This is a genomic window from Afipia sp. GW821-FHT14H12, assembly GCF_058803465.1.
Map to the genome: position 1 here is coordinate 2,106,764 of NZ_JBXAOZ010000001.1, position 22,315 is coordinate 2,129,078.

At 62.1% G+C, this 22,315-nt stretch carries 34 protein-coding genes; 32 read left to right on the plus strand and 2 right to left on the minus strand.

Going from position 1 to position 22,315, the window contains the following annotated elements; translation table 11 throughout:
* Nucleotides 1–212: 212 nt before the first annotated feature.
* From rpsL to AC1RNA_RS10730, 32 genes are all read left to right on the plus strand, one after another.
* Entirely contained in the window at nucleotides 213–584 is a 372-nt protein-coding gene (rpsL, locus tag AC1RNA_RS10575; protein ID WP_002712306.1) for a 30S ribosomal protein S12, read from the plus strand.
* Nucleotides 585–599: 15 nt separating this feature from the next.
* Entirely contained in the window at nucleotides 600–1,070 is a 471-nt protein-coding gene (gene rpsG / locus AC1RNA_RS10580) for a 30S ribosomal protein S7 (protein ID WP_009341063.1), read from the plus strand.
* Between the two features lie 33 nt (nucleotides 1,071–1,103).
* Complete coding sequence (fusA, locus tag AC1RNA_RS10585) at nucleotides 1,104–3,176, plus strand: elongation factor G (protein ID WP_048755830.1); 2,073 nt, start codon at nucleotides 1,104–1,106, stop codon at nucleotides 3,174–3,176.
* Nucleotides 3,177–3,215: 39 nt separating this feature from the next.
* Nucleotides 3,216–4,406 (plus strand): elongation factor Tu, encoded by a 1,191-nt coding sequence (gene tuf / locus AC1RNA_RS10590; RefSeq protein ID WP_009341061.1) that lies wholly within the window; start codon nucleotides 3,216–3,218, stop codon nucleotides 4,404–4,406.
* 110 nt (nucleotides 4,407–4,516) lie between these two features.
* Nucleotides 4,517–4,825, plus strand: a complete 309-nt coding sequence (gene rpsJ / locus AC1RNA_RS10595; protein WP_002712302.1) for a 30S ribosomal protein S10 — start codon at nucleotides 4,517–4,519, stop codon at nucleotides 4,823–4,825.
* 50 nt (nucleotides 4,826–4,875) lie between these two features.
* On the plus strand, nucleotides 4,876–5,607 hold the full coding sequence (gene rplC, locus AC1RNA_RS10600; protein WP_009341059.1) for a 50S ribosomal protein L3: 732 nt from the start codon (nucleotides 4,876–4,878) through the stop codon (nucleotides 5,605–5,607).
* On the plus strand, nucleotides 5,607–6,227 hold the full coding sequence (rplD, locus tag AC1RNA_RS10605) for a 50S ribosomal protein L4 (RefSeq protein WP_009341058.1): 621 nt from the start codon (nucleotides 5,607–5,609) through the stop codon (nucleotides 6,225–6,227). The genes rplC and rplD overlap by 1 nt, the downstream gene beginning before the upstream one ends.
* Entirely contained in the window at nucleotides 6,224–6,523 is a 300-nt protein-coding gene (locus tag AC1RNA_RS10610; RefSeq protein WP_009341057.1) for a 50S ribosomal protein L23, read from the plus strand. The genes rplD and AC1RNA_RS10610 overlap by 4 nt, the downstream gene beginning before the upstream one ends.
* Nucleotides 6,524–6,534: 11 nt before the next feature.
* Nucleotides 6,535–7,371 carry a 50S ribosomal protein L2 gene (gene rplB / locus AC1RNA_RS10615; RefSeq protein ID WP_009341056.1) on the plus strand — a complete coding sequence of 279 codons (837 nt, stop codon included), beginning with the start codon at nucleotides 6,535–6,537 and terminating at the stop codon, nucleotides 7,369–7,371.
* A 12-nt stretch (nucleotides 7,372–7,383) separates the two neighbouring features.
* On the plus strand, nucleotides 7,384–7,662 hold the full coding sequence (gene rpsS / locus AC1RNA_RS10620; RefSeq protein ID WP_008136357.1) for a 30S ribosomal protein S19: 279 nt from the start codon (nucleotides 7,384–7,386) through the stop codon (nucleotides 7,660–7,662).
* 10 nt (nucleotides 7,663–7,672) lie between these two features.
* Entirely contained in the window at nucleotides 7,673–8,059 is a 387-nt protein-coding gene (rplV, locus tag AC1RNA_RS10625; protein WP_009341055.1) for a 50S ribosomal protein L22, read from the plus strand.
* Nucleotides 8,060–8,075: 16 nt separating this feature from the next.
* Entirely contained in the window at nucleotides 8,076–8,780 is a 705-nt protein-coding gene (gene rpsC / locus AC1RNA_RS10630; protein WP_009341054.1) for a 30S ribosomal protein S3, read from the plus strand.
* 34 nt (nucleotides 8,781–8,814) lie between these two features.
* Complete coding sequence (rplP, locus tag AC1RNA_RS10635) at nucleotides 8,815–9,228, plus strand: 50S ribosomal protein L16 (protein WP_009341053.1); 414 nt, start codon at nucleotides 8,815–8,817, stop codon at nucleotides 9,226–9,228.
* Between the two features lie 4 nt (nucleotides 9,229–9,232).
* Nucleotides 9,233–9,445 carry a 50S ribosomal protein L29 gene (gene rpmC, locus AC1RNA_RS10640; protein ID WP_002715377.1) on the plus strand — a complete coding sequence of 71 codons (213 nt, stop codon included), beginning with the start codon at nucleotides 9,233–9,235 and terminating at the stop codon, nucleotides 9,443–9,445.
* A 12-nt stretch (nucleotides 9,446–9,457) separates the two neighbouring features.
* Entirely contained in the window at nucleotides 9,458–9,706 is a 249-nt protein-coding gene (gene rpsQ / locus AC1RNA_RS10645) for a 30S ribosomal protein S17 (protein ID WP_009341052.1), read from the plus strand.
* 119 nt (nucleotides 9,707–9,825) lie between these two features.
* On the plus strand, nucleotides 9,826–10,194 hold the full coding sequence (rplN, locus tag AC1RNA_RS10650; protein ID WP_002715379.1) for a 50S ribosomal protein L14: 369 nt from the start codon (nucleotides 9,826–9,828) through the stop codon (nucleotides 10,192–10,194).
* Complete coding sequence (gene rplX / locus AC1RNA_RS10655; RefSeq protein ID WP_048755835.1) at nucleotides 10,194–10,508, plus strand: 50S ribosomal protein L24; 315 nt, start codon at nucleotides 10,194–10,196, stop codon at nucleotides 10,506–10,508. Before rplN ends, rplX begins: the two co-directional genes overlap by 1 nt.
* Entirely contained in the window at nucleotides 10,501–11,058 is a 558-nt protein-coding gene (gene rplE / locus AC1RNA_RS10660; RefSeq protein WP_009341050.1) for a 50S ribosomal protein L5, read from the plus strand. The genes rplX and rplE overlap by 8 nt, the downstream gene beginning before the upstream one ends.
* A 48-nt stretch (nucleotides 11,059–11,106) precedes the next feature.
* On the plus strand, nucleotides 11,107–11,412 hold the full coding sequence (gene rpsN / locus AC1RNA_RS10665; protein WP_009341049.1) for a 30S ribosomal protein S14: 306 nt from the start codon (nucleotides 11,107–11,109) through the stop codon (nucleotides 11,410–11,412).
* Between the two features lie 10 nt (nucleotides 11,413–11,422).
* Nucleotides 11,423–11,821 (plus strand): 30S ribosomal protein S8, encoded by a 399-nt coding sequence (rpsH, locus tag AC1RNA_RS10670; RefSeq protein WP_009341048.1) that lies wholly within the window; start codon nucleotides 11,423–11,425, stop codon nucleotides 11,819–11,821.
* Nucleotides 11,822–11,834: 13 nt separating this feature from the next.
* Complete coding sequence (gene rplF, locus AC1RNA_RS10675; protein WP_009341047.1) at nucleotides 11,835–12,368, plus strand: 50S ribosomal protein L6; 534 nt, start codon at nucleotides 11,835–11,837, stop codon at nucleotides 12,366–12,368.
* 11 nt (nucleotides 12,369–12,379) lie between these two features.
* Nucleotides 12,380–12,742 (plus strand): 50S ribosomal protein L18, encoded by a 363-nt coding sequence (gene rplR, locus AC1RNA_RS10680; RefSeq protein WP_009341046.1) that lies wholly within the window; start codon nucleotides 12,380–12,382, stop codon nucleotides 12,740–12,742.
* A gap of 51 nt (nucleotides 12,743–12,793) precedes the next feature.
* Nucleotides 12,794–13,372, plus strand: a complete 579-nt coding sequence (gene rpsE / locus AC1RNA_RS10685) for a 30S ribosomal protein S5 (protein ID WP_009341045.1) — start codon at nucleotides 12,794–12,796, stop codon at nucleotides 13,370–13,372.
* A 26-nt stretch (nucleotides 13,373–13,398) separates the two neighbouring features.
* Entirely contained in the window at nucleotides 13,399–13,593 is a 195-nt protein-coding gene (gene rpmD, locus AC1RNA_RS10690; protein WP_009341044.1) for a 50S ribosomal protein L30, read from the plus strand.
* 11 nt (nucleotides 13,594–13,604) lie between these two features.
* Nucleotides 13,605–14,126, plus strand: coding sequence for a 50S ribosomal protein L15 (gene rplO, locus AC1RNA_RS10695; protein ID WP_009341042.1), 522 nt, complete (start codon nucleotides 13,605–13,607; stop codon nucleotides 14,124–14,126).
* A gap of 109 nt (nucleotides 14,127–14,235) precedes the next feature.
* Nucleotides 14,236–15,567 carry a preprotein translocase subunit SecY gene (secY, locus tag AC1RNA_RS10700; RefSeq protein WP_009341040.1) on the plus strand — a complete coding sequence of 444 codons (1,332 nt, stop codon included), beginning with the start codon at nucleotides 14,236–14,238 and terminating at the stop codon, nucleotides 15,565–15,567.
* Nucleotides 15,564–16,532, plus strand: coding sequence for an adenylate kinase (locus tag AC1RNA_RS10705; RefSeq protein WP_492951057.1), 969 nt, complete (start codon nucleotides 15,564–15,566; stop codon nucleotides 16,530–16,532). Before secY ends, AC1RNA_RS10705 begins: the two co-directional genes overlap by 4 nt.
* Before the next feature lie 179 nt (nucleotides 16,533–16,711).
* On the plus strand, nucleotides 16,712–17,080 hold the full coding sequence (rpsM, locus tag AC1RNA_RS10710) for a 30S ribosomal protein S13 (protein ID WP_009341036.1): 369 nt from the start codon (nucleotides 16,712–16,714) through the stop codon (nucleotides 17,078–17,080).
* 95 nt (nucleotides 17,081–17,175) lie between these two features.
* The gene (rpsK, locus tag AC1RNA_RS10715) at nucleotides 17,176–17,565 is read left to right on the plus strand and encodes a 30S ribosomal protein S11 (protein WP_009341034.1); all 390 of its coding nucleotides are present in this window, start codon (nucleotides 17,176–17,178) and stop codon (nucleotides 17,563–17,565) included.
* Nucleotides 17,566–17,680: 115 nt separating this feature from the next.
* Nucleotides 17,681–18,700, plus strand: a complete 1,020-nt coding sequence (locus tag AC1RNA_RS10720; RefSeq protein ID WP_492951058.1) for a DNA-directed RNA polymerase subunit alpha — start codon at nucleotides 17,681–17,683, stop codon at nucleotides 18,698–18,700.
* A gap of 105 nt (nucleotides 18,701–18,805) precedes the next feature.
* On the plus strand, nucleotides 18,806–19,225 hold the full coding sequence (gene rplQ, locus AC1RNA_RS10725) for a 50S ribosomal protein L17 (protein WP_009341031.1): 420 nt from the start codon (nucleotides 18,806–18,808) through the stop codon (nucleotides 19,223–19,225).
* A 148-nt stretch (nucleotides 19,226–19,373) separates the two neighbouring features.
* A complete protein-coding gene (locus AC1RNA_RS10730; RefSeq protein WP_492951059.1) occupies nucleotides 19,374–20,168 on the plus strand; it encodes an SDR family NAD(P)-dependent oxidoreductase in 795 nt (264 codons plus the stop codon).
* 16 nt (nucleotides 20,169–20,184) lie between these two features.
* On the opposite strand, the gene AC1RNA_RS10735 is transcribed toward AC1RNA_RS10730, so the two are convergent.
* Nucleotides 20,185–21,192, minus strand: a complete 1,008-nt coding sequence (locus AC1RNA_RS10735) for an ABC transporter substrate-binding protein (protein WP_492951060.1) — start codon at nucleotides 21,190–21,192, stop codon at nucleotides 20,185–20,187.
* Nucleotides 21,193–21,211: 19 nt separating this feature from the next.
* Nucleotides 21,212–22,222, minus strand: coding sequence for a zinc-binding alcohol dehydrogenase family protein (locus AC1RNA_RS10740; RefSeq protein WP_009341025.1), 1,011 nt, complete (start codon nucleotides 22,220–22,222; stop codon nucleotides 21,212–21,214).
* Nucleotides 22,223–22,315 lie beyond the last annotated feature (93 nt).

Consider the following 22,315-nt stretch of genomic DNA (forward strand, 5'->3'; position numbering starts at 1 on the left):
GCTTTGGATGCATGACCTAGGTGGACTTCGGGCGAGAGTCTGAAGCGAGCTGTGGTCCTCTGTGGCGTTTCAGCGCTTTCCGGTCAGTGATGATCGGTTGGCGCGATTTCGTTTTGCGCGAATGGTTGGCGTCGGGGTGGAGAGAGTGGGGCGGTTGCCCCGAACGAATTTGCGGGGCCGCAAGCTCCGCGCGAACAAGGGTGAAGGCGAATATGCCGACGATCAACCAGCTGATCGCAAATCCGCGCGAAGCGCAGAAGTCGCGTAAGAAGGTGCCAGCGCTGCAGCAGTCGCCGCAGAAGCGTGGTGTTTGCACGCGCGTCTACACGACCACGCCGAAGAAGCCGAACTCGGCGCTTCGTAAGGTTGCCAAGGTGCGCCTGACCAACGGCTTCGAGGTCATCGGCTACATTCCGGGTGAAGGTCACAACCTTCAGGAGCACTCGGTGGTCATGATCCGCGGCGGCCGCGTCAAGGACTTGCCCGGCGTTCGCTACCACATCCTCCGCGGCGTCCTCGATACGCAGGGCGTCAAGAACCGCAAGCAGCGCCGTTCGAAGTACGGCGCGAAGCGTCCGAAGTAAGCAGGAGCGGAAACCATGTCTCGTCGCCACTCCGCCGAAAAGCGCGAAGTCAATCCGGATCCGAAGTTCGGGAACGTCATCGTCTCGAAGTTCATGAATTCGATCATGTACGACGGCAAGAAGTCTGCCGCCGAAAGCATCGTCTATGGTGCGTTCGACATCATCGAGCAGAAGACCAAGCAGGCTCCGCTGACCGTGTTCGAGCAGGCGCTCGACAACGTGATGCCGACCATCGAAGTGCGCTCGCGCCGCGTCGGTGGTGCGACCTATCAGGTGCCGGTCGAAGTCCGCTCCACCCGCCGTCAGGCTCTCGGCCTGCGCTGGATCATTTCGGCCGCGCGCGGCCGCAACGAGAAGACCATGACCGAGCGTCTCTCGGCGGAATTGCTCGATGCAGCCAACAACCGCGGCAACGCCGTGAAGAAGCGTGAAGACGTGCACAAGATGGCGGAAGCCAACCGCGCCTTCTCGCACTATCGCTGGTAACGGCGACCCGAACGGAAATTTAAGGACAGGCCCATGCCCCGCCAACATGCCATCGAGGACTACCGTAATTTCGGTATCATGGCGCATATCGACGCTGGCAAGACCACGACGACCGAGCGCATCCTCTATTACACCGGCAAGAGCCACAAGATCGGCGAAGTGCACGAAGGTGCCGCGACGATGGACTGGATGGCGCAGGAGCAGGAGCGTGGCATCACGATCACCTCGGCCGCGACCACCGCGTTCTGGGATGGCAAGCGCCTGAACATCATCGACACCCCCGGCCACGTCGACTTCACCATTGAAGTCGAGCGTTCGCTGCGCGTGCTCGACGGCGCCGTTTGCGTTCTCGACTCCAACCAGGGCGTCGAGCCGCAGACCGAGACCGTCTGGCGTCAGGGTGACAAGTACAAGGTTCCGCGCATCGTTTTCTGCAACAAGATGGATAAGACCGGCGCCGACTTCTACAAGTGCCTGTCCGACATCGTTGACCGTCTCGGCGCCAAGCCGATCGCGATCCAGTTGCCGATCGGCTCCGAGAACAACTTCAAGGGCATGATCGACCTCGTTCGCATGCAGGCGCTGGTCTACAATCAGGACTCGCTCGGCTCGATGTACGACGTCGAGGCGATCCCGGCCGACCTCGCCGACAAGGCGAAGGAATATCGCGAGAAGCTGGTTGAAGCCGCCGTCGAGCTCGACGACGACGCCATGGCTGCCTATCTCGACGGCAATGAGCCGGACGAGGCGACGCTGAAGAAGCTGATCCGCAAGGCGGTGATCACCGGCGCGTTCTATCCGGTGCTCTGCGGCACCGCGTTCAAGAACAAGGGCGTGCAGCCGCTGCTCGACGCCGTGGTCGCCTATCTGCCGTCGCCGCTCGACGTGCCCGCGATCAAGGGCGTGGACGAGAGCGGCAACGAGGTTCTGCGCCATGCGGACGACAAGGAGCCGATGTCGCTCCTCGCGTTCAAGATCATGGACGACCCGTTCGTCGGCACCATCACCTTCTGCCGTATCTATTCGGGCATTCTGACCAGCGGCACCGGCGTCGTGAACTCGACCCGCGAGAAGAAAGAGCGTATCGGCCGCATGTTGCTGATGCATGCGAACAACCGCGAAGACATCAAGGAAGCCTATGCGGGCGACATCGTCGCTCTGGCTGGCCTCAAGGAAGCGCGCACCGGCGACACGCTGTGCGACCCGGACCATCAGGTCATCCTTGAAAAGATGGAATTCCCCGAGCCGGTGATCGAGATCGCGATCGAGCCGAAGTCGAAGGCCGATCAGGAAAAGCTCGGCGTCGCTCTGGCGAAGCTCGCTGCTGAGGACCCGTCCTTCCGCGTGTCGACCGATCAGGAATCCGGCCAGACCATTCTCAAGGGCATGGGCGAACTCCACCTCGACATCAAGGTCGATATTCTTCGCCGCACCTATAAGGTCGACGCCAACATCGGCGCGCCGCAGGTGGCGTTCCGCGAGAAGATCACCAAGAAGGCCGAGGTCAAGTACACCCACAAGAAGCAGACCGGCGGTACGGGTCAGTTCGCCGAAGTGTCGCTCGTCGTCGAGCCGAACGAGCCGGGCGCTGGCTATGAGTTCGAATCGAAGATCGTCGGCGGCGCGGTGCCGAAGGAATACATCCCCGGCGTCGAAAAGGGTCTCAACAGCGTGATGAATTCGGGCGTGGTCGCCGGCTTCCCGGTGGTGGACGTCAAGGTTCAGCTCGTGGACGGCAAGTACCACGACGTCGACTCCTCGGCGCTGGCGTTCGAAATCGCCTCGCGCGCGGCTTTCCGTGAGGCTCTGCAGAAGGGCAAGTCCGTCCTGCTCGAGCCGATCATGAAGGTCGAGGTGGTGACGCCGGAAGATTACACGGGTTCTGTGATCGGCGACCTCAACTCCCGCCGTGGCCAGATCCAGGGTCAGGATATGCGCGGCAACGCCAACGTCATCAACGCGATGGTGCCGCTCATGAACATGTTCGGTTACGTGAACAACCTGCGCTCGATGAGCCAGGGTCGCGCGACCTTCACGATGCAATTCGATCACTACGCTGAAGCGCCGGCCAACGTGTCGGCTGAAGTCCAGAAGAAGTTTGCCTGATTGTCTTTGGTGAAAGCCAAAGTCTGAACGGAGAGTGTCATGGCTAAAGAGAAATTTGAACGTAAGAAACCCCACTGCAACATCGGCACCATCGGTCACGTCGACCATGGCAAGACGTCGCTGACTGCGGCGATTACGAAGGTTCTGGCCGAAGCTGGTGGCGCTACGTTCACGGCTTACGATCAGATCGACAAGGCGCCGGAAGAAAAGGCCCGCGGCATCACGATCTCGACCGCTCACGTCGAATACGAGACGCCGAACCGCCACTACGCGCACGTCGACTGCCCCGGCCACGCCGACTACGTGAAGAACATGATCACCGGCGCTGCCCAGATGGACGGCGCGATCCTCGTCGTGTCGGCCGCTGACGGCCCGATGCCGCAGACCCGCGAGCACATCCTGCTTGCCCGTCAGGTCGGCGTTCCGGCGCTCGTCGTGTTCCTCAACAAGTGCGACATGGTCGACGATCCGGAGCTTCTCGAGCTCGTCGAACTCGAAGTTCGCGAACTGCTCTCGAAGTACAACTTCCCGGGCGACAAGATTCCGATCGTCAAGGGTTCGGCTCTGGCCGCGCTGGAAGACAGCGATGCCAAGCTCGGCAAGGAAGCCATCCTCGAGCTGATGAAGAATGTCGACGAGTACATTCCGCAGCCGGAGCGTCCGATCGACCAGCCGTTCCTGATGCCGGTTGAAGACGTGTTCTCGATCTCGGGCCGCGGCACCGTCGTCACCGGCCGCGTGGAGCGCGGCGTCGTCAAGGTCGGCGAGGAAATCGAGATCGTCGGTCTGAAGCCGACCCAGAAGACCACCGTCACCGGCGTTGAAATGTTCCGCAAGCTGCTCGATCAGGGCCAGGCTGGCGACAACATCGGCGCGCTGCTGCGCGGCACCAAGCGCGAGGAAGTCGAGCGCGGTCAGGTGCTCTGCAAGCCGGGTTCGGTCAAGCCGCACACCAAGTTCAAGGCCGAGGCCTACATCCTCACCAAGGAAGAGGGCGGCCGTCACACCCCGTTCTTCACCAACTACCGTCCGCAGTTCTACTTCCGCACGACCGACGTGACGGGCGTGGTTCACCTGCCGGAAGGCACCGAGATGGTGATGCCGGGCGACAACATCGCGATGGAAGTGCACCTGATCGTGCCGATCGCGATGGAAGAGAAGCTTCGCTTCGCGATCCGCGAAGGCGGCCGCACCGTTGGTGCAGGCGTCGTCGCAAGCATCATCGAGTAAGAAACGATCCGTCGTCATGCCCGGCCGGAAGGCCGGGCATTCACGACCCCTTTGAATACCGACGTGGATGACCGGACTGACCGGTCGTGACGGGCAAGAAAGAAACGGCAATGAACGGCCAGAATATTCGCATTCGTCTCAAGGCGTTCGACCATCGGATTCTCGATACGTCGACCCGCGAGATCGTGAACACGGCAAAACGCACCGGTGCTCAGGTTCGCGGACCGATTCCGCTACCGACCCGCATCGAGAAGTTCACCGTGAACCGTTCGCCTCACGTCGATAAGAAAAGCCGCGAGCAGTTCGAGATGCGCACTCACAAGCGTCTTCTCGATATCGTCGATCCGACGCCGCAGACGGTCGATGCTTTGATGAAGCTCGACCTCGCCGCTGGCGTCGATGTCGAGATCAAGCTCTGAAACTTGTACGTTAGTCCGCCTGTCGGACAGAAAGAATAGGAAGCACGCCGATGCGCTCCGGAGTGATCGCACAAAAGGTCGGGATGACGCGGGTCTTTACTGAGGCCGGCGAACATATTCCTGTGACCGTGCTGAAGCTGGGCAACTGTCAGGTTGTCGGCCACCGCACCAAGGACAAGAACGGCTATACCGCGCTGCAGCTCGGTTCGGGCGCTCGCAAGTCCGTTTACATGCCGAAGGCCGAACGCGGACAGTTCGCGGTCGCCAAGGTCGAGCCCAAGCGCAAGGTCGTGGAATTCCGCGTCAGCGACGATGCGGTGATCCCGGTTGGTGCTGAAATCACTGCCGATCACTTCGTTGCCGGCCAGTTCGTCGATGTCACCGGCACTTCGGTCGGTAAGGGCTTCGCGGGCGGCATGAAGCGCTGGAATTTCGGCGGTCTGCGCGCCACCCACGGCGTCTCGGTTTCGCACCGTTCGATCGGTTCGACCGGTGGCCGTCAGGACCCGGGCAAGACCTTCAAGAACAAGAAGATGCCCGGTCATATGGGTGTCGATCGCATCACCACGCTGAACCTGCGCGTGGTCCAGACCGATGTCGAGCGCGGCCTGCTGCTCGTCGAGGGCGCCGTTCCCGGTTCGAAGGGCGGCTGGATCACCGTGCGCGATGCCGTGAAGAAGCCGCTTCCGAAGGAAGCTGCGAAGCCGGGCAAGTTCAAGCTCGCCGAAGGCGGCGAGAAGGCTGCTCCTGCTGCAGAAGCGACTGCCGGGGAGGGCGCGTGATGGAACTGAACGTCACAACTCTTGAGGGCAAGGCTGCCGGTTCGGTGAACCTGTCGGACGAGATCTTCGGTCTCGAGCCGCGCAAGGACATCATCCAGCGCGTCGTCAACTGGCAGCTCGCCAAGCGTCAGGCCGGTACGCACAAGGCCAAGGGCCGTGCGGAAGTCTGGCGCACCGGCAAGAAGATGTACAAGCAGAAGGGCACCGGCGGTGCTCGTCACGGCTCGGCCCGCGTGCCGCAGTTCCGTGGCGGTGGCCGCGCATTCGGTCCCGTCGTGCGCAGCCATGCGCATGATCTGCCGAAGAAGGTTCGTGCACTCGGCCTGCGTCACGCTTTGTCGGCGAAGGCGAAGGACGGCGGTCTCGTCGTGATCGACAACGCCGAACTGAAGGACGCCAAGACCAAGGCGCTGATCGCTCACTTCTCGGGCCTCGGCCTGACCAGCGCGCTGATCGTCGACGGCGCCGAAGTGAACAACGGCTTTGCACAGGCTGCCCGCAACATTCCGCACATCGACGTGCTGCCGATCCAGGGCATCAACGTCTATGACATCCTGCGCCGTCAGAAGCTGGTGCTGACGAAGGCCGCGGTGGACGCGTTGGAGGCGCGCTTCAAATGAGCACTCAGGACTCGCGCCATTACGACATCATCGTCGCTCCGGTGATCACCGAGAAGGCGACGGCGGCGTCCGAGCACAACAAGGTTGTGTTCAAGGTTGCCGCGAAGGCGACCAAGCCGCAGATCAAGGAAGCGGTTGAGAAGCTGTTCGACGTCAAGGTGAAGGGCGTCAATACGCTGGTCCGCAAGGGCAAGACCAAGGTCTTCCGCGGCCAGTTCGGCTCTCAGTCGGATACCAAGCGCGCTGTCGTGACCCTCGAAGAGGGCCACCGCATCGACGTGACCACCGGACTGTAAGGTTTACGACGATGGCATTGAAAACATTCAACCCCACGACGCCCGGCCAGCGCCAATTGGTGATGGTCGACCGCTCGGCCCTCTATAAGGGCAAGCCGGTCAAGGTGCTCACCGAGGGCAAGCATTCGAACGGTGGCCGTGGCAACACCGGCCGCATCACCGTGCGTTTCCGTGGCGGCGGTCACAAGAAGACCTATCGTCTGGTCGACTTCAAGCGCACCAAGGTCGATGTCGCCGCGACCGTGGAACGGCTCGAATACGATCCGAACCGCACCGCGTTCATCGCGCTGATCAAGTACGCCGACGGCGAGCAGTCCTACATCCTGGCGCCGCAGCGCCTGGCCGTGGGCGACACCGTGATCGCCGGCAACTACGTCGACGTGAAGCCGGGCAACGTCATGCCGATGGGCAACATGCCGGTCGGAACGATTGTCCACAACGTCGAGATGAAGATCGGCAAGGGCGGCCAGATGGCGCGCTCGGCGGGTACCTACGCCCAGATCGTCGGTCGCGACCACGACTACGTCATCCTGCGCCTGAACTCGGGCGAGCAGCGCATGGTCCATGGCCGCTGCACCGCGACCATCGGTGCGGTGTCGAACCCGGACCACATGAATACCTCGATCGGCAAGGCGGGCCGCAAGCGTTGGATGGGCCGTCGCCCGCACAACCGCGGCGTCGTCATGAACCCGATCGACCATCCGCACGGCGGCGGCGAAGGCCGCACCTCGGGCGGCCGTCACCCGGTCACCCCGTGGGGCAAGCCGACCAAGGGCAAGAAGACCCGCACGAACAAGTCGACCAACAAGTTCATTCTCATCAGCCGCCACAAGCGGAAGAAGAAGTAAGGATCGCCGGACATGGTACGTTCAGTCTGGAAAGGCCCGTTCGTTGAAGGCTCTCTGCTCAAGAAGGCAGATGCAGCGCGCGCGAGCGGCCGTCACGACGTCATCAAGATCTGGAGCCGTCGCTCGACGATCCTGCCGCAGTTCGTGGGTCTGACCTTCGGCGTCTACAACGGCCAGAAGCACGTTCCGGTCGCCGTGAACGAGGAAATGGTCGGCCACAAGTTCGGCGAGTTCTCGCCGACCCGCACTTTCCATGGCCATTCGGGCGATAAGAAAGCCAAGAAGGCTTGAGGACTAAGTCATGAGCAAACCAAAGCGCGAACGCGCCCTTTCGGAGAATGAAGCAAAGGCGGTTGCCCGCATGCTTCGCGTGAGCCCGCAGAAGCTCAACCTTGTCGCGCAGTTGATCCGCGGCAAGAAGGCTGCTTCCGCGCTCGCCGACCTGCAGTTCTCGCGCAAGCGGATCGCCGGTGACGTCAAGAAGTGCCTGGAATCGGCAATCGCCAACGCCGAGAACAATCACGATCTCGATGTCGACGCGCTGGTCGTGGCTGAGGCGCATGTCGGCAACGGCATCGTCATGAAGCGTTTCGCACCGCGCGGCCGTGGCCGTTCGGGCCGTGTCTATAAACCGTTCTCGCAGTTGACGATCGTTGTTCGTCAGGTCGAAGCCGAGGCGAGCGCCTAAGGCGCAGGAGAAAACGATGGGTCAGAAGATCAATCCAATCGGGCTGCGTCTCGGCATCAACCGGACCTGGGATTCCCGTTGGTTCGCCGGCAAGGGCGAATACGCCAAGCTCCTCCACGAGGACGTGCGCATTCGCGAAGTGCTAATGAAGGAACTGAAGCAGGCGGCCGTGGCGCGCATCGTGATCGAGCGCCCGCACAAGAAGTGCCGCGTTTCGGTTTACTCGGCGCGCCCCGGCGTGGTGATCGGCAAGAAGGGCGCCGACATCGACAAGCTGAAGAAGAAGGTCGCGGAAATCACCCAGTCCGACGTCGTCATCAACATCGTCGAAATCCGCAAGCCGGAACTCGACGCGACGCTGGTGGCCGAATCGATTGCCCAGCAGCTCGAGCGTCGCGTGGCGTTCCGCCGTGCGATGAAGCGTGCGGTTCAGTCGGCGATGCGTCTTGGCGCCCAGGGCATTCGTATCAATTGCTCGGGCCGTCTCGGCGGCGCGGAAATCGCGCGCATGGAATGGTATCGTGAAGGCCGCGTGCCGCTGCACACGCTGCGCGCGGACATTGATTACGGCGTGGCGACCGCATTCACCACGTTCGGCACCTGCGGCGTGAAGGTCTGGCTCTTCAAGGGCGAGATCCTCGAGCACGATCCGATGGCACAGGACAAGCGCCTGAACGACACCAGCGGCGGTGACAGCCGTTCGCGTCGCGACGCTGCTTGATCGCATAAAGAAGAAGGTTTGAGGGCGTAAAGCCATGATGCAACCCAAGAAGACGAAGTTCCGCAAGGCGCATAAGGGCCGTATCCACGGCGTCGCCTCGTCGGGCGCGACGTTGTCCTTCGGCCAGTTCGGCCTGAAGGCGATGGCGCCGGAGCGCATCACTGCGCGCCAGATCGAAGCCGCGCGCCGCGCGCTGACCCGTCACATGAAGCGTGTCGGTCGCGTGTGGATCCGCGTGTTCCCCGATCTTCCGGTGTCGAAGAAGCCTGCCGAAGTCCGCATGGGCTCGGGCAAGGGTTCGCCGGAATTGTGGGTGGCGCGGGTGAAGCCGGGCCGTATCCTGTTCGAGATCGATGGTGTCAACGACCAGATCGCGCGTGAGGCGCTGTCGCTCGCTGCCGCCAAGCTTCCGATCAAGACGCGCTTCGTTGCGCGCATCGCGGAGTAACGAGATGGCACACAAAGCTGAAGACGTCCGTGCGATGAGCGCCGACCAGATGGAGGATGCGATCCTCAATCTGAAGAAGGAGCGGTTCAACCTGCGCTTCCAGCGGGCGACCGGCCAGCTCGAGAACACCTCGCGCCTGCGCGAAGCCCGCCGCGAGATCGCACGCATCAAGACCATCGCTGCGCAGAAACGCGCCGCGGACAGCAAGAAGAAGTAAGGGGCGAGCCAGATGCCGAAGCGTACTCTCCAGGGCGTCGTCGTCAGCGACAAGCAGGACAAGACAGTTGTCGTGCGTGTCGACCGCCGCTTCACCCATCCGATCTACAAGAAGACCATTCGCCGGTCCAAGAACTACCATGCGCACGACGAGAACAATCAGTTCAAGGCGGGCGACACGGTCTGGATCGAGGAGAGCAAGCCGCTCTCGAAGTTGAAGCGCTGGACGGTTGTCCGGGGCGAAGAGAAGAAAACCGCTTGAGAAACGTCCGGCATCCGCCGGATGGCTTTCGGGCAAACCGTTTGAAATAGGCACGAAAACCGATTTCGGGATCGTGCTGTTAAGCGCTCTAGCGCATAGAAAGAGGACGAGGTGCATCAATGATTCAGATGCAGACCAACCTCGACGTGGCCGATAATTCCGGCGCGCGCCGTGTCATGTGCATCAAGGTGCTTGGAGGCTCCAAGCGCCGTTACGCCACCGTTGGCGACATCATCGTCGTGTCCATCAAGGAAGCCATTCCGCGCGGAAAGGTGAAGAAGGGCGACGTGATGAAGGCCGTGGTCGTGCGTGTTGCGAAGGACATTCGCCGCGCCGACGGTTCGGTGATCCGTTTTGACCGCAACGCCGCCGTGCTGGTGAACAACCAGTCCGAGCCGGTCGGCACCCGTATCTTCGGGCCCGTGCCGCGCGAGCTGCGCGCCAAGAACCACATGAAGATCATCTCGCTCGCGCCGGAGGTGCTGTAATGGCCGCCAAGATCCGCAAAGGCGACAAGGTTGTCGTTCTGACCGGCCGCGACAAGGGTCGTACCGGCGAAGTGTTTGAAGTGCGTCCGTCGGAAGGCCGCGCGCTGGTTCGTGGCGTCAATCTGGTGAAGCGTCACCAGAAGCAGACGCAGCAGCAGGAGGGCGGCATCATCTCCAAGGAGAGCCCGATCCACCTGTCGAACATCGCGCTCGTCGGCAAGGACGGCAAGCCGACCCGCGTCGGTTTCAAGATTCAGAAGGATGGCACCAAGGTGCGCATCGCCAAGAGCTCGGGAGCTGAGATCGATGGCTGAGAATGCATATATTCCGCGCCTGCGCACGGTGTATGACCGCGACATCCGCGGCAAGCTGACCGAGCAATTCGGCCTCACCAACGCGATGCAGGTTCCGCGCCTTGAGAAGGTCGTGCTCAACATGGGCATCGGCGAGGCCGTCAACGACCGCAAGAAGGTCGAGCTGGCAGCGAATGATCTCGCCCTGATCGCCGGTCAGAAGCCGGTCGTCACCCATTCGCGCAAGGCGATCGCGACCTTCAAGCTGCGCGAAGGCCAGGCCATCGGCGCCAAGGTCACGCTGCGCAAGGCGAAGATGTACGAATTCATCGACCGCCTCATCAACGTGGCCCTGCCGCGCGTGCGCGACTTCCGTGGCCTCAACCCCAAGAGCTTCGACGGCCGCGGCAACTATTCGCTCGGCCTGAAAGAGCACATCGTGTTCCCGGAAATCGACTACGACAAGTCGGGCGAGACCTGGGGCATGGACATCACGGTTTGCACCACCGCCGCCAACGACGAGCAGGCGAGGGCGCTGTTGACCGCATTCAATTTCCCGTTCCGGCAGTGAGACGCTGAGCCAGGCGTTTCAGACGCGGAAAGGTATGGAGACTATCGAATGGCTAAGAAGAGTTCGATCGAGAAGAATAACCGGCGTCAGAAGATGACGAAGAATGCCGCCGCCAAGCGCGCGCGGCTGAAGGCGATCATCTCCGACAAGACGAAGCCGATGGAAGAGCGCTTTGCCGCAACCATCAAGCTTGCCGAGATGCCGCGCAATTCGTCTGCGACCCGCATCAAGAATCGCTGCGAGATCAGCGGCCGGCCTCATGCGGTCTATCGCAAGACCAAGATGAGCCGCATCGCGATCCGTGACTTCGGTTCCCGGGGCCTGATCCCGGGTCTCGTCAAGTCGAGCTGGTAAGGAGGGGCGCATGTCAACGCACGATCCGATCAGCGATCTCATCACCCGCATCCGCAACGCGCAGATGCGCTCCAAGTCCAAGGTTTCGACCCCGGGCTCGAAGATGCGCGCCAACGTTCTCGAAGTGCTGAAGTCCGAGGGTTACATCCGCGGCTACGCCAGCGTCGAGCACAAGAGCGGCCACAACGAGCTTGAGATCGAGCTGAAGTATTTCGACGGCGAGCCGGTCATCAAGGAGATCGAGCGCGTGTCGAAGCCGGGCCGCCGGGTTTACGCGTCGGTGAAGAACCTGCCGCGCGTCAAGAACGGCCTGGGCATTTCGGTGCTGTCGACGCCGAAGGGAATCATGGCCGACCACGCCGCGCGCGACGCGAACGTGGGTGGCGAAATTCTCTTCACGGTGTTCTGAGGAAGGATAGAAGATGTCACGCGTAGGCAAACGGCCCGTCGCGATCGCCTCGGGCGTCACCGCGAATATCGACGGTCAGACCGTCAAGGTGAAGGGCCCGAAAGGCGCTCTGCAGTTCACCGTGCACGACGACGTGTCGGTGGAACTGAAGGACAACGTGATCCGCGTCGCACCGCGCTTCGAGACCAAGCGCGCGCAGTCGCTGTACGGCACCGCGCGTGCCCAGATCGCGAACCTCGTCGAGGGCGTCACCAAGGGTTTCGAGAAGAAGCTGGAAATCACCGGCGTCGGCTACCGCGCGGCTTTGCAGGGCAAGAACCTGCAGCTCTCGCTCGGTTACAGCCATGACGTGATTTATCCGATCCCGGAAGGCATCACGATCACGGTGCCGAAGCCCACGGAAATCACCATCGTCGGCAACGACAGCCAGCGCGTCGGCCAGGTTGCGGCCGAGATTCGCGGCTATCGCCCGCCTGAGCCTTACAAGGGCAAGGGCGTGAAGTACGCCAACGAATTTATCTTCCGCAAGGAAGGCAAGAAGAAGTAACGGAGCCGGTCATGTCGAAACTCAAGGTCACGAATGCCCGGCGCAAGCAGCGCGTGCGCAATTCCCTGCGCCGCAATGCTGGCGGCCGTCCGCGCCTCTCGGTGTTTCGCTCGTCGAAGCACATCTACGCTCAGGTCATCGACGACCTGAAGGGCGAGACGCTCGCGTCCGCTTCTTCGCTGGAAAAGACGATGCGCGACACCGGCAAGACCGGCGCCGACATCGATGCGGCGAAGGCTGTCGGCAAGCTCCTCGCGGAGCGCGCCGTGAAGAACGGTGTGAAGGAAGTCATTTTCGATCGTGGTGGCTATCTCTACCACGGTCGCGTCAAGGCTCTGGCTGATGCGGCTCGCGAAAGCGGGCTGAGCTTCTAATTTTGGTTTCAAAGGACAGAGGCTTGAGCCTCTCAAGGATTGGACAGAACAATGGCAGCTGAACGCGAACGCGGTGGACGCGAACGGGGCGGTCGGGATCGGGAAGAGCGCGACAGCGAGTTCGTGGACAAGCTCGTCCACATCAATCGCGTCGCCAAGGTGGTGAAGGGCGGCAAGCGCTTCGGCTTTGCTGCACTCGTCGTCATCGGCGACCAGAAGGGCCGCGTCGGCTTCGGCCACGGCAAGGCTCGCGAAGTGCCGGAGGCGATCCGCAAGGCAACCGACTCGGCCAAGCGCAACCTGACCCGCGTCGCATTGCGCGAGGGCCGCACGCTGCATCACGACATCGCTGGCCGTCACGGCGCCGGCCGCGTCTACCTGCGTGCAGCACCTGCCGGTACCGGCATCATCGCCGGCGGCCCGATGCGCGCCGTATTCGAGACGCTCGGCATCCAGGACGTCGTCGCCAAGTCGGTCGGTTCGTCGAACCCCTACAACATGGTTCGCGCCACCTTCGACGCGCTGAAGCACCAGGATTCGCCGCGCTCGGTGGCCAACCGCCGCAACATCAAGGTTTCCGCGCTTCAGGCGCGCCGCGTCGGCGGCGATGCCGAGGCATCTGCGGACTAACCGGACGCTGATTGGAGTTTAGGACAATGGCCAAGGCCGCAAAAACCATCAAGGTCGAACAGACCGGCAGCGCGATCCGCCGTCAAAAAGCACAGCGCGAGACCCTGATCGGTCTGCGCCTCAACAAGATCGGCCGCGTCTCGGAGTTGCAGGATACGCCTTCCGTGCGTGGCATGATCGCGAAGGTTCAGCACCTCGTTCGCGTCGTCGACGAGAAGTAAGGAACAAGACAATGAAGCTCAATGAGATCGCCGACAACGAAGGCTCGCGCAAGAAGCGCATGCGCGTCGGCCGTGGCATTGGCTCCGGCAAGGGCAAGCAATCCGGCCGCGGCGGCAAGGGCCAGACCGCGCGTTCGGGCGTGCGCATCAAGGGCTTTGAAGGCGGCCAGATGCCGTTGCATCGCCGCCTGCCGAAGCGCGGGTTCAACAACATCTTCCGCATCGAACTGTCGGAAGTGAACCTGGACCGTCTGCAGGAAGCCATCGACGCCAAGAAGCTCGACGCCAAGGGCACCATCAACGCCGAGTCGCTGGTGAAGTCCGGCGTGCTGCGCCGCTCCAAGGGGGGCGTTCGGCTGCTGGGCCGTGGCGAACTGAAGTCCAAGATCACCGTCGAAGTCCACGGCGCCACCAAGTCGGCGATCGAGGCGGTCGAGAAGGCCGGCGGTTCGGTGAAGATCCTCGCTCCGGCGAAGGATGAGGCTGCCCAGAAGGCTGCCGCCAAGAAGGGTAAGAAGGCGAAGGCTTCCTAAAGAATCATGCCCGGCATTGCGCCGGGCATTTGCGTTGCTACCTCTTGACTGACCTCAAGACGGCGATGGCGGGCGAAAGCCGGTCATGAAGTGAAAGGACCGATACTCAATGGTCTCCGCAGCGGAACAGCTCGCAGCCAATCTCAATTTCTCCTCGTTTGCAAAAGCCGACGAACTCAAGAAGCGCATCTGGTTTACGCTGGGTGCGCTCGTTGTTTATCGGCTGGGCACTTACATCCCGCTGCCGGGCATCGATCCGAGCGTCTGGAGTCAGGTGTTCAAGTCGCAGGCGGGCGGCATTCTCGGCGTGTTCAACATGTTCTCTGGCGGCGGCATCGACCGCATGGCCGTGTTCGCGCTGAACATCATGCCCTACATCTCGGCCTCCATTATCATTCAGCTCCTGCAGACGGTTTCGCCGCAGCTCGAGGCGCTGAAGAAGGAAGGCGAGGCCGGCCGCAAGATCATCAACCAGTACACGCGCTACCTCACGGTGGTGCTCGCGGCCTTCCAGGCCTACGGTATCGCGATCGGTTTGCAGGGCGCGGGCAATGTCGTGTCCAATCCGGGCATGTTCTTCTTGCTCTCGACGGCGGTGACGCTGACCGGTGGCACCATGTTCCTGATGTGGCTCGGCGAGCAGGTGACCTCGCGCGGCATCGGCAACGGCATCTCGCTGATCATCATGGCGGGCATCGTCGCCGAATTGCCGACGGCGATCGCCAACACCCTCGAGCTCGGCCGTCAGGGCGCGCTGTCGACGGTGGTGATTCTCGCGATCCTGATCATGGCCGTGGTCGTCATCGCGGTGATCGTGTTCGTCGAACGCGCGCAGCGCCGCCTCCTGATCCAGTATCCGAAGCGTCAGGTCGGCAACCGGATGTTCGAGGGGCAGTCCTCGCATCTGCCGCTCAAGCTCAACACCTCGGGCGTGATTCCGCCGATCTTCGCGTCGTCGCTGCTCTTGCTGCCGACCACGATCGCGAGCTTCAACGCGGGCAAGGGACCGGAATGGTTTCAGTGGCTCACGACGCAGCTCGGCCACGGGCGTCCGCTGTTCCTGATCCTGTATCTGGCGCTGATCGTCTTCTTTACGTTCTTCTACACGGCCATCGTGTTCAACCCGACCGAGACGGCCGACAATCTGAAGAAGCACGGCGGCTTCATTCCCGGCATCCGTCCGGGTGAACGCACGGCGGAATATATCGATTACGTGCTGTCCCGCATCACGGTGATCGGCGCGATTTATCTTGCCGCCGTCTGTCTCGTGCCGGAAATTCTGATCTCGTATGCGTCGGTGCCGTTCTATCTTGGCGGCACCTCGCTCCTGATCGTCGTCAGCGTGACGATGGATACGGTCGCGCAGGTACAAGGCTACATGCTGGCTCACCAGTATGAAGGCTTGATCCGCAAATCGAAGCTGAGGGGCCGCCGTAAATGAGACTCATCCTTCTCGGGCCGCCGGGGGCGGGCAAGGGAACACAGGCACAACGACTGGTTCAAAGACACGGCATCGTTCAACTCTCCACCGGAGACATGCTGCGCGCAGCCGTCGCCGCGCAGACCCCGACGGGTCTGATCGCGAAAGACATCATGGCCAGCGGTGGATTGGTGCCGGACGAGGTGGTGGTCAGCATCATCGCCGACCGGATCGAGCAGGATGACGCCAAAAACGGATTCATTCTCGACGGCTTCCCGCGCACTGTGCCGCAGGCGGAAGCGCTCGATGCTCTCCTGAAAAAGAAGAAGCTCAAGCTCGACGCCGTGATCGAGTTGCGCGTCAACGAAAGCGCGCTGCTGGCTCGCGTCGAGAAGCGCGTCGCCGAGATGCTGGAGCGGGGCGAGAGCGTCCGCGCTGACGACACGCCGGAAGTGCTTTCGAAGCGGCTTGCGAACTATCGCGAGCAGACCGAGCCGCTGGTCCATCACTATTCCGACAAGCGCAAGCTCATCACCATCGACGGCATGATGCCGATCGAGGAGGTCACCGCCGAAATCGAGCGCGTGCTCGCGGCGGTCACCAAGGCTGACGAGACGACCCAGGCGGCCAAGCGGAAGGTTGCCGCCAAGCGGGCCGCAAGCCCGTCCAAGGCCCCGAAAGCGGCCAAGAAGACATCCTCCAAGGGGGCTAAGGCCAAGGTCAAGTCCAAGGCTAAATCCAAGGCCAGGCGGGTGGTTAAGAAGGCGACCAAGAAGGCCGCCAAGAAAGCCACCGGTAAGGCCGCCAAAAAGGTATCTAAATCCTCCTCCGCAACCCGTGGAGGCGGCAAGAAGAAGGCAGCCAAGGCCGCCGGGAACCGGACCGGCCGAGCCGCCAAGGCGGTAGCCGGACGGGGCCGGAAGGCGGCGAAAAAGGTCGCCAAACGCCGTTCCAAGCCCGCCAAACGGTTGACGAAACGGCGGTGAATCCTTTAATACCCAGCATCCAGTCGGATAGGTTTCAGACGATGCCGGGCCCCAAAGTTGAAAAGGGCAGGGCGTCGTGTTTGCTTTTGGGAATTCGGTCGTCCGAATCCAAACAGCCAGCAGGCGCCCCGACTAAATAAGAAAGCAGCCGCCCGAGGGTGGCGACAGGAGTGAAGACCGTGGCCCGTATCGCAGGCGTCAATATCCCGACCAACAAGCGCGTCATCATCGCGCTTCAGTACATCCATGGCATCGGTCAGAAGAATGCCGCCGACATCATGGAGAAGGTCAAGATTCCGCTCGACCGTCGTGTGTCGCAGTTGAGCGACGCCGAAGTCCTGCAGATTCGTGAAATGATCGACCGCGACTATCTCGTCGAGGGCGACCTTCGCCGCGAAGTCGGCATGAACATCAAGCGCCTGATGGACCTCGGCTGCTATCGCGGCCTGCGTCATCGCCGCGGCCTGCCGGTGCGCGGTCAGCGCACGCACACCAACGCCCGCACCCGCAAGGGTCCGGCGAAGGCGATCGCCGGCAAGAAGAAGTAAGCAAACGAATCTGCGGCGTGAGGCTGTCTCGTCTCGCGCCGTTCGGTGTAGCCGCTGGCATTACGGCGGCGTTGAGATCTTGAAAAGGAACTGAAATGGCTAAAGAAGCTGGGCGCGTCCGCCGTCGTGAGCGCAAGAACATTGCCTCTGGCATTGCGCATGTGAACTCCTCGTTCAACAACACCACGATCACCATCACCGACGCGCAGGGCAACACCATTGCCTGGTCGTCGGCAGGCACGATGGGTTTCAAGGGATCGCGCAAGTCGACCCCGTATGCGGCGCAGGTTGCCGCGGAGGACGTTTCCAAGAAGGCGCAGGAACACGGCATGCGCACGCTCGAAGTCGAGGTTGCTGGTCCGGGTTCGGGCCGTGAGTCGGCGCTGCGTGCCTTGCAGGCGGCGGGCTTCACCGTCACCTCGATCCGGGACGTGACGACGATCCCGCACAATGGTTGCCGGCCGCGCAAGCGCCGCCGCGTCTGATGTGACTTACCGGTCGCGGGCGAGTTGTCCGCGGCCGTCTTGAATTGATGCCGCGCGGAATAAGCCGCGCTCTCCAACGCCGGGGCCAGAGCTCCGGAATGTCAGGGGTGAAAACGTGACGATCCAGAAAAATTGGCAAGAACTTATCCGTCCGAACAAGCTCCAGGTTACGCCGGGCGCCGACGCGACTCGCTTCGCCACCGTGGTGGCTGAGCCGCTGGAGCGTGGCTTCGGCCAGACGCTCGGCAACGCGCTGCGCCGCGTGTTGCTGTCCTCGCTGCAGGGTGCGGCGGTGCAGTCGGTTCACATCGACGGCGTGTTGCACGAGTTCTCCTCGATCGCCGGTGTGCGCGAGGACGTCACCGACATCGTGCTCAACATCAAGGACATCTCGGTCAAGATGCAGGGCGAAGGCCCCAAGCGCATGGTGATCAAGAAGCAGGGTCCGGGCGTTGTCACCGCCGGTGACATCCAGACCGTGGGCGACGTCGTCGTCCTCAACCCCGAGCTTCAGCTCTGCACGCTGGACGATGGCGCTGAAATCCGCATGGAGTTCACCATCAATACCGGCAAGGGCTACGTCGCCGCCGACCGCAACCGTCCGGAAGACGCGCCGATCGGCCTGATCCCGGTCGACAGCCTGTTCTCACCGGTCCGCAAGGTGTCCTACAAGGTCGAGAACACCCGCGAGGGTCAGATCCTCGACTACGACAAGCTGACGCTGACCATCGAGACCAACGGCGCGATTTCGCCGGAGGACGCGCTCGCTTATTCCGCGCGCATCCTGCAGGATCAGCTCAACGTGTTCGTCAACTTCGAAGAGCCGCGCAAGGAAGTGGTGCAGGAGATCATTCCGGATCTCGCCTTCAACCCGGCCTTCCTCAAGAAGGTGGACGAGCTCGAACTGTCGGTTCGCTCGGCCAACTGCCAGAAGAACGACAATATCGTCTACATCGGCGACCTCGTGCAGAAGTCGGAAGCGGAGATGCTCCGCACCCCGAACTTCGGCCGCAAGTCGCTGAACGAGATCAAGGAAGTGCTGGCCCAGATGGGTCTGCACCTCGGCATGGAAGTGCCCGGCTGGCCGCCGGAGAACATCGACGAGCTGGCCAAGCGCTTCGAGGATCACTACTGAGACCATCGTCATGGCCGGACCATCCGGCCATGATTTCGCGGGCGAACGCAGGAAGCCCACCTGAGAAACGCCGACACGCCGTCGGATAGATTGAGGATCAAGATTATGCGTCACGGAAAAGTTCATCGTAAGCTCAACCGCACGGCGGAACACCGCAAGGCGATGTTTGCCAACATGGCAGCGGCGCTCATCAAGCACGAGCAGATCGTCACCACGCTGCCGAAGGCGAAGGAGCTTCGCCCGATCGTCGAGAAGCTCGTCACGCTGGGCAAGAAGGGTGGCCTCGCGCTGCGCCGTCAGGCCATCAGCGAGCTGCGCGACCACGATCAGGTCAAGAAGCTGTTCGACGTGCTGGCTGCCCGTTACAAGGACCGCCAAGGCGGCTACACCCGCATCATCAAGGCCGGCTTCCGCTACGGCGACAATGCCCCGATGGCGGTGATCGAGTTCGTCGACCGCGACGTCGATGCCAAGGGCCAGGATTCCGGCCCGGTGCAGGAGAAGGCCGAGTCCGAGGCGGCGTAAGCCGGGCCCGATTCACCTGACGACGAGAACAATCAGCGGCGCTTCGGCGCCGCTTTTTTGTGCGTGCCGCCACCGACACTTTTCTGCGAAGGATGATGGCGTCCGTCACGGGGTGTGACCATATCGGTGTCAGCCAAAGGAGATTCTCATGAAAATCGATTTGTCCGGCACCACAGCGCTTGTCACCGGTTCGACCGGCGGCATCGGTCACGCCATCGCTAAGGGCCTTGCGGGAGCAGGGGCCGATGTCATCGTCAATGGCCGCAGCCAGGCCAAGGTCGATCAGGCTATCGCGTCCATCGGCAAGATTGCACCGTCGGCGAAGGTGCGCGGCGTTGCGGCTGACGTGTCGACGGCGGAGGGCTGCGCGGCTCTCGTGAAGGCCGTGCCACAGGTCGATATTCTCATCAACAATGCCGGCATTTTCGAGCCGAAGCCGTTCTTCGATATTCCCGACGAGGACTGGCATCGGTTCTTTAACGTCAACGTGATGTCGGGCGTGCGGCTGTCGCGGGCCTATATGCCGGGCATGCTGGAGAAGAACTGGGGACGGATTGTTTTCATCGCCTCCGAATCCGCGATCATGATCCCGAAAGAGATGATCCATTACGGCATGACCAAGACCGCGCAATTGTCGGTCTCGCGCGGATTGGCCGAGATGACCAAGGGCACCGCTGTTACGGTGAATGCGGTGATGCCGGGGCCGACGATGTCGGAGGGCGTGGAGACATTCGTGGCGGATCTCGCCAAGCAGAACGGCCAATCGGTCGAGACGGCGGCGGCGAGCTTCATCAGGGAGCACCGCCCATCGTCGCTGATCCAGCGGTTCGCGACCGTGGACGAGGTCGCCAACATGGTTGTGTATGTCGCTTCGCGCGAAGCCTCGATCACCAACGGCGCTGCGCTGCGCGCCGAAGGCGGACTGGTGCCGACGATCGCCTGATCGATGTGCAGACCGTTTAAGGGGCCGCTTTCAGGAAGCGGTCGTCGAAGGTGTTCTCGAGCTTGACCGAGGATGCCTTGAAGCCCGGATCGGTCTTGGCGATCAGGTCGAGCGATGTTTCCATGTCCTTGCGCGACATGGAGCCGTCGATCGAATAGCTCTCGCGCGAGTTCTCCAGTGCCTTGAGATAAAGCGCCTTGTCGCCGAGCCAGTATTCGTGCGGCACGACCTCTGCGATCTGCTCCGGCGTCGCCTTGGAGAGCCACGTCAGCGTTTTCTTGAAGACGTTGACCAGCGCCTGCACCGTCTTCGGGTTTTTGTCGATGAAGTCCTTCTTCATGTAGAGCACGGCGGCCGGGTTGGTCGCGCCGAACACATCCATGGTGCCTTTGGTTGTCCGCGTATCGACAATGACCTTGATGTCGCCGGTCTGCTCCAGCTTGGTGATGACCGGGTCGAGATGCGAGATAGCGTCGACCTGCTTGTTCTGAACCGCCGCGACCGCCTGCGCGCCGCTGCCGACGCCGATGAAGGAGGCATCGTGCGGGCTCAGGCCGTTCTTGATCATGAGGTATTGCACGAGACTGTGCGTCGATGAGCCCGGCGCGGTAATGCCGATATTCGTGCCTTTCAGGTCGGCGATTGATTTGAAATTCGCGGTCTTGTCCTTGCGGACGGCCAGCACGATGCCCGGATAACGCCCGAGCACGATGACGGCGCGAATGTCCTGCCCCTTGGCCTGCATGCGGATGGTGTGTTCATAGGCGCCGGTGACCACATCGAGCGAGCCACCGATCAGCGCCTGCAACGATTTGGCGCCGCCGCCGAAATCGTTGATCTGAACGTCGAGCCCGGCTTCCTTGAAGTAACCCAGCCGCTCGGCCAGCGTCAGCGGCAGGTAATAGAGCAGGGGCTTGCCGCCGACGCCGAGTGCGATGCTTTTCTTTTCCAGTGCCTGCGCGAATGAAACAGACGTGGAAAGCGCGAGAATTGCCGCAGCTGCGATCAGCTTTACGATTTTCATGTAGCCCCCGTTTTGGCGTCTACCATCCCTCCAGCACGATCTTACCGATGGACTTGCCGCTTTCAATGGTGGCGTGGGCGGCCCGCAGGTTCGAAGCGGTGATCTTGCCGAACACCTTGTCGAGCGTGGTCTTGATTTCGCCGGCGTCGATCATGTCGGCAACCCGGTTGAGCAGGTGGTGCTGCGCGACCATGTCGGGCGTCTGGAACGTCGAGCGCGTGAACATCGATTCCCAGCGCAGCGAGCCTGCCTTGAACTTGATGAGGGTGATGTCGAGCGGCGGCGGATCGTCGATCAGGCCGATCACGCCCTGTGGCGCGAGGATATCGGCCATCGCCTTGAAATGCTGGTCGGTCGCGGTCAGCGATGCCATCCACGCGACCGGCGGCAGGTTCAGCTTCTCGATCTGCTCCTTCATCGGCTGGGAATGATCGACGACATGATGCGCGCCGAGATCGAGGCACCACTCGATCGTTTCCGGCCGGGAGGCGGTGGCGATCACGGTGAGGCCGGTCAGCTTGCGCGCGAGCTGGATCATGATCGAGCCGACGCCGCCGGCTCCGCCGATGATGAGCAGCGTGCGGTTGTCGGCCTTGCCCTGTGCAATGCCCATCCGGTCGAACATCAACTCCCATGCGGTGATCGAGGTCAGCGGCAGGGCGGCTGCCTCGGCGAACGACAACGTGCGCGGCTTGCGCCCGACGATGCGTTCATCGACGACATGGAATTCGGCATTGGTGCCCTGACGGACGAGTGAACCGGCATAGAACACCTCGTCGCCCGGCTGGAATAGCGTCACCTCGGAGCCGACGGTGTCGACGATGCCCGCGGCGTCGTAGCCCAGGATTTTGTATTCGCCCGCGGGTGGGGTGGCACGCTTGCGCACCTTCGTGTCGATCGGATTGACCGACACCGCCTTGATTGCGACGCGGATGTCACGCGGCCCGGGTTCGGGCTTCGGCACGTCGCAGTCGAGCAGGGAGCGCTCGTCCTCGATCGGCAAGGGTTGCTGGTGTCCGACGGCCTTCATTCCGCGTCTCCTTTGGTCCTGAATGTGCACCATAAGGAGCCGTCGGGACGTTATTTGCAAGTACTGTCGAGGATGTGAGATAGTACCATAATT